The organism is Peribacillus sp. (genome assembly GCF_059453735.1).
Map to the genome: position 1 here is coordinate 1 of NZ_JAZVJO010000468.1, position 5,410 is coordinate 5,410.

5 protein-coding genes are annotated in these 5,410 nt (G+C 39.3%); 4 read left to right on the forward strand and 1 reads right to left on the reverse strand.

The features are described 5' to 3' along the window. The coding region (locus AC52RT_RS15465) for a glycerophosphodiester phosphodiesterase (RefSeq protein WP_495541568.1) at positions 1-633 on the reverse strand (633 nt) is incomplete at its 3' end. A 190-nt stretch (positions 634-823) separates the two neighbouring features. On the opposite strand from AC52RT_RS15465, the gene AC52RT_RS15470 reads away from it, so the two are divergent. The 4 genes from AC52RT_RS15470 to AC52RT_RS15485 all read left to right on the forward strand — a co-directional run bounded on the left by AC52RT_RS15470 (position 824) and on the right by AC52RT_RS15485 (position 5,114). Next, positions 824-1,645, forward strand: a complete 822-nt coding sequence (locus AC52RT_RS15470; protein WP_495541569.1) for an undecaprenyl-diphosphate phosphatase — start codon at positions 824-826, stop codon at positions 1,643-1,645. Positions 1,646-1,907: 262 nt separating this feature from the next. Beyond that, positions 1,908-3,290 carry a branched-chain amino acid transporter BcaP gene (gene bcaP, locus AC52RT_RS15475; protein ID WP_495541570.1) on the forward strand — a complete coding sequence of 461 codons (1,383 nt, stop codon included), beginning with the start codon at positions 1,908-1,910 and terminating at the stop codon, positions 3,288-3,290. Between the two features lie 287 nt (positions 3,291-3,577). Further along, positions 3,578-3,700, forward strand: a complete 123-nt coding sequence (locus tag AC52RT_RS15480; RefSeq protein WP_495541571.1) for a hypothetical protein — start codon at positions 3,578-3,580, stop codon at positions 3,698-3,700. A gap of 94 nt (positions 3,701-3,794) precedes the next feature. Then, positions 3,795-5,114, forward strand: coding sequence for an APC family permease (locus tag AC52RT_RS15485; protein WP_495541572.1), 1,320 nt, complete (start codon positions 3,795-3,797; stop codon positions 5,112-5,114). Positions 5,115-5,410: the final 296 nt, after the last annotated feature.

Consider the following 5,410-nt stretch of genomic DNA (forward strand, 5'->3'; position numbering starts at 1 on the left):
AGCCACCCACGGCCGTACAACATACCCTAGTTCTTGTGCCTGCTTGTTTAACTCTTTCGTTAGACTAGGCGCATCTGGGTGAAATCCTGCTTCCTTTTTTTCTGTTAAGATTTTAACAATATCAACTGGAAGACCTTCAAATAACAAAGCACGCTCAATGTCAGGTGCGATTCTTTTAACTTCTGCAATGGAAGAATGGTTAAAAGAGGAAAGAACAACACGGCTTTCTAAATGATAGTGACGAATTAAGGATATAACCTTCTGCTCAATAGCAGGATAGTGCAGCTTATCATTTTTTAACTCTACATTCATAATCAGTTTATTTTCTGAAGCCCATTCAAACACATCAGAGAGGAAGGGGATGCCCTCTCCTGAGAAAGCAGGTGAGAATTTCAACCCCGCATCAGCTTTTCTTAATTCAGCTGCAGTATAATCTTTCACAAAGCCAGTTAAGGTAGTCGTTCGATTAAGTGTTTCGTCATGAATAATAACAAGTTCGCCGTCTTTAGTAAGATGGACATCGAATTCAATGCCATCAGCACCAACTCTTTCGGCTTCGACAAAAGCGGCCATTGTATTTTCAGGATGTGTCCCTCTTGATCCTCGATGAGCATATACACTAATTTTTTTCACTACATTCACTTCCTTTTACGAGGAATCTCTAGCTATTTTCCCCTATTTTACGTGGTATTTGGTAATACTTCACCTTTTTTCTTAGACAAATTTCTATACAACCTGTAAAATCGACCGTATGCAAGAAAGGGAATAATAAATATACGATTAATTAGAGCTGAATAAAGATCAAACGAGGTGGAGTTAAGAGATGTGGGAAATTTTTGTTGCAATAGTCCTTGGATTAGTAGAGGGACTAACAGAATTTGCACCAGTTTCGTCAACAGGTCACATGATTATTGTCGACGATTTTTTATTTAAATCAAATGAGTTATTTGGAGACGAGATTGCCAATGCTTTTAAGATAATCATTCAGTTAGGTTCTATTCTTGCTGTAGTGGTTCTTTTTTGGAGTCGTTTTATGGATTTGCTTGGACTGAAAAAAATGGATTCTTCAGCGCCTCAAGGTCAAAAGAAACTCAATTTACTGCAAATCATTGTTGGATTACTTCCAGCAGCAGTACTAGGTCTTGCTTTTGAGGATTATATTGACGACCATCTTTTTTCAGTAAAAACGGTCGCAATTGGATTGTTTATTGGTGCTTTTCTTATGATTGCTGCGGATAAGCTGCATCCAAAAATTAAGACTGAAACAGTGGATCAGATTACGTATAAACAAGCCCTTGGTGTTGGACTTATTCAATGCTTGTCGTTATGGCCTGGATTCTCGCGTTCAGGTTCAACGATTTCAGGAGGGGTTCTCCTTGGAATGAGTTATCGGGCTGCTGCTGATTTCACCTTTATCATGGCCGTACCGATTATGGCTGGAGCTACCCTTTTAAAAGTGGTTAAATATTGGAGCTTTTTTACACCTGAAGCGATGCCGTTTTTCATTGCAGGCTTCATTAGTGCATTTGTGTTTGCCTTATTCTGTATTAAATACTTCCTGAAGTTGATTGAAAGAATTAAATTAACTCCATTTGCCATTTATCGAATTGTATTAGCAATGATCCTTCTCTTTATTGTTTGGTAAGGTTCGGATTGCTGGAAATGAATAGACTATATTAAAACTCTCGTCTCATATATATGGGACGAGAGTTTTATTGTTAACTGACATTGCTGATAGAAATATGTGTAATGACTAAATAGATACTAGATTTTGTTAGATACTATATAAACAGGCATGATATAAACCAATTCATTTAAAAGGAACTTGACTTCGACAAAAATCGACAATATACTGCTATTTGATGTATTAATTCAGTATTTTTTTGTATTTAATCAGGAGGACTCCCATGAACCAAATATTTCGAAAAAAATCAATAAATGATTTACTTATTCAGGGTCAGCGAAAAGATCTAAATCGTTCGATGGGATTACTTGATTTGATTTTCCTGGGTGTCGGTTGTGTCATTGGAACTGGGATTTTTGTTATCACTGGTGTAGTTGCTGCAACCAGCGGCGGACCTGCCATCATGCTTTCCTTTGTCCTTGCTGGCATAGCGTGTGCGCTGGCAGCCTTTTGTTACGCTGAGTTTTCTTCTGCTGTACCGGTATCAGGTAGTGTTTATACATACACCTATGCAACATTAGGAGAAATCTTTGCCTTTTTGATTGGCTGGGACCTAATATTGGAATATATTCTTGCCATTGCAGCAGTTGCAACAGGTTGGTCTGCGTACTTCCAATCACTTATTGCCGGCTTTGGTATGGAAGTGCCAAAAGTGTTAGCATCTGCTCCTGGAATGGGATCCGGCGGACTGGTTAATTTACCAGCTGTATTAATCATTTTGTTAATTACAGCGCTTGTCAGTCGTGGAGTAAAGGAAAGCATTACATTTAATAACATCATGGTATTTATTAAATTAGGAGTCATTTTGTTATTTATTGTTACTGGAATCAGCTATGTAAAACCTGAAAACTGGACCCCGTTTGCACCATTTGGATTAGAAGGGATTGTTACCAGTGCTGCAACAGTATTCTTTGCCTACATTGGCTTTGATGTGATTGCTACAGCGTCGGAAGAAGTGAAGAACCCGAAACGAAATATGCCTATTGGAATCGTGACATCTTTATTAATCTGTACAGTGTTGTATATAAGTGTTTCCGCTGTACTGACAGGAATGGTTTCTTATACCCATCTAAATGTGGCCGACCCTGTATCCTTTGCACTTCGTGTGGTTGGACAAGATTCTATGGCGGGAATTATATCAATAGGGGCAGTTGCTGGAATTACAACCGTAATATTAGCCCTGATATATGCACAAGTGCGTCTTTCTTATGCAATGAGCAGAGATGGCCTCCTGCCTAAAACCTTGGCTAAAGTAAATTCAAAATTTAAAACGCCGTTCATCAATACTTGGATTACCGGATTCGTAGCAGCTGGAATTGCCGGTTTCGTAGATTTAACTACCCTAGCTCATTTGGTCAATATGGGGACATTAGCAGCGTTCACGCTCGTGTCACTTGCTATTATCGTGTTGCGTAAAAAGCACCCTGGTTTGAAAGCCTCTTTCCGAGTGCCATTTGTTCCGGTCTTGCCGGTCATCAGCGCATTGCTATGTCTCTATTTAGCTTCGAGTCTGCCGCTGATTACTTGGATATCATTTGTTATATGGCTGTTGATTGGGACGATTATTTATTTTAGTTACTCCAAAAAACATAGTCATTTAAACTAAACATAAAGCCTTGCTTCTTTTTAAAGAAGCAAGGCTTTGTTTGTAGAAAAAGAGGTACGGAATGATTTCGGTCCGTACTTCTTTTGGTTTTTGAAAACATTTCATGGATGTTGTCCTGCTTATCGAGGCAGCTTTAAATAGGCGTATTGTTATATTATTTCTTTCTTGACATAGTTTAGATCACTTGTGTCCTCCAGAATTTGTTCTAGGGTAGTACGTGTAACATTCAATCGCTAGGTTTTACATCCAAATTAACTTTAGATAGACGGTTGATTGGAGTGGAGGGCGTGAAGACTCCTGCGGGAACAGCAGGACAGGTGAGACCCCGCAGGAGCGTAAGCATTGATGCGGCTCATCGTCCGCCCGCGGAAAGCGAAGCGCCTGGAACGGAAATCAACAGCCCATTTTAAAAACTAAAAAGAGCTGACCCTTAAATTATTCTTATATATCAAACATGTTATAATTACTACATTAAATTCATACATAGGTTATGGGGAGGATGCTTTGGGAACAGAACAGTTAAAGAAGAATATTGGCTTCTTTGTTGGAACATCATTAGTAGTTGGAACCGTAATTGGTTCCGGAATTTTTATGAAACCAGGAATTGTTCTTGAATCAAGCGGTGACTCAACGAGAGCACTCTTAGCCTGGTTAATAGGAGGACTTATCACCCTTGCAAGCGGGTTAACGATTGCCGAAGTGAGTACGCGGATTCCAAAAACCGGAGGGCTTTATGCTTACCTGGAAGAAGTATATGGAGGAATATGGGGATTTATATGTGGATGGGTACAAACCGTTATTTATGGACCTGCTGTTATGGGAGCCCTAGGATTATATTTTGGTTCGTTACTCGTCAGTTTTTTTCAGTTAGATTCCTCTTTATCAACAATCGTTGGTATTATAACGGTCATTTTTTTAGGTATTGTAAATAGCCTAGGTACTCGTTATGGGGGACTAATCCAAAATGTTTCAACGGTGGCGAAACTGATTCCGATATTTGCAATTGCTATATTTGGAATCATTATGGGAGATCAACCTGTCTTAAATGTGTCGAGTGGATCTTCAACAGCAGCTATTAGCATGGGAGCGGCGATATTGGCCACACTTTGGGCCTACGATGGCTGGATGAACGTCGGATTTATGGCGGGGGAAATGAAGGATCCTTCGAAAACACTCCCGAAAGCCATTATTACTGGGATATTAATTGTTATGATTTCATATTTGTCTGTGAACGTAGCTATGCTTCATGTACTTACTGCAGAACAAATAATTGAACTCGGTCCTAATGCTGCCAATACTGCGGCCATCATTCTCTTTGGGGATTTTGGGGGGAAATTAATTACCATTGGAATCTTAATTTCTATCTTTGGCTGTTTAAATGGGAAAATATTAACGTTTCCCAGAATTCCTTTTGCAATGGCGCAAAACGGTTTACTGCCTGGATCCAAACAAATTTTGAAAGTCCATAAGACCTACAAGACACCAATGAATGCAACAATCATGCAAATGGTCATCGCAGTTATTATGATGATTGTTAGTGATCCCGATCGGCTCACTGATATGGCCATTTTCTCAGTATTTTCATTTTATGGATTAGCGTTTTTTGCGGTATTTATTCTCAGGAAGAAACAGCCGGAAGTGAAGACGTATAAAGTTCCTTTTTATCCGTTAACACCAATTATAGCTGTAATTGGAACCATTTATCTGGTAGTTAATACGGTGATGGATAAACCCACAGATGCACTATTATCGATTGGAATTGGGATTATCGGCCTTCCTATCTACTGGGTGTTGACGAGGAAAAAGAGCAGGGCATCTAACTAAAATTCAGAGGCTGTCCGAAAAGGGGTAATTAAGCCGAAAATGAATAAAAAGAGAGAGCCAGAAATGTTGTTTTAACAACATTTCTGCCTCTTCAATTTTGCGGACCAAATGGTACTCGGGAACAAGCTGGTCTAATGCGATCATTTCAAGCTGACCACGTTGAATTAAATGGGTTTTCGAAAGGATCCTTATCAAGTTTATTTAAAATAGAACGGATTTGACTTTTGAGATTGTATTTAGAAAGGCAGTTGATGGGAGTGTTGGCGTGAAGACTCCTGCGGGAATAGCAGGACAGG

What these genes read in the sequence shown, in the direction of transcription:
- AC52RT_RS15470 (WP_495541569.1), top strand. Translation starts at nt 824, where the DNA reads ATGTGGGAAATTTTTGTTGCAATAGTCCTTGGATTAGTAGAGGGACTA.
- bcaP (WP_495541570.1), top strand. Translation starts at nt 1,908, where the DNA reads ATGAACCAAATATTTCGAAAAAAATCAATAAATGATTTACTTATTCAG.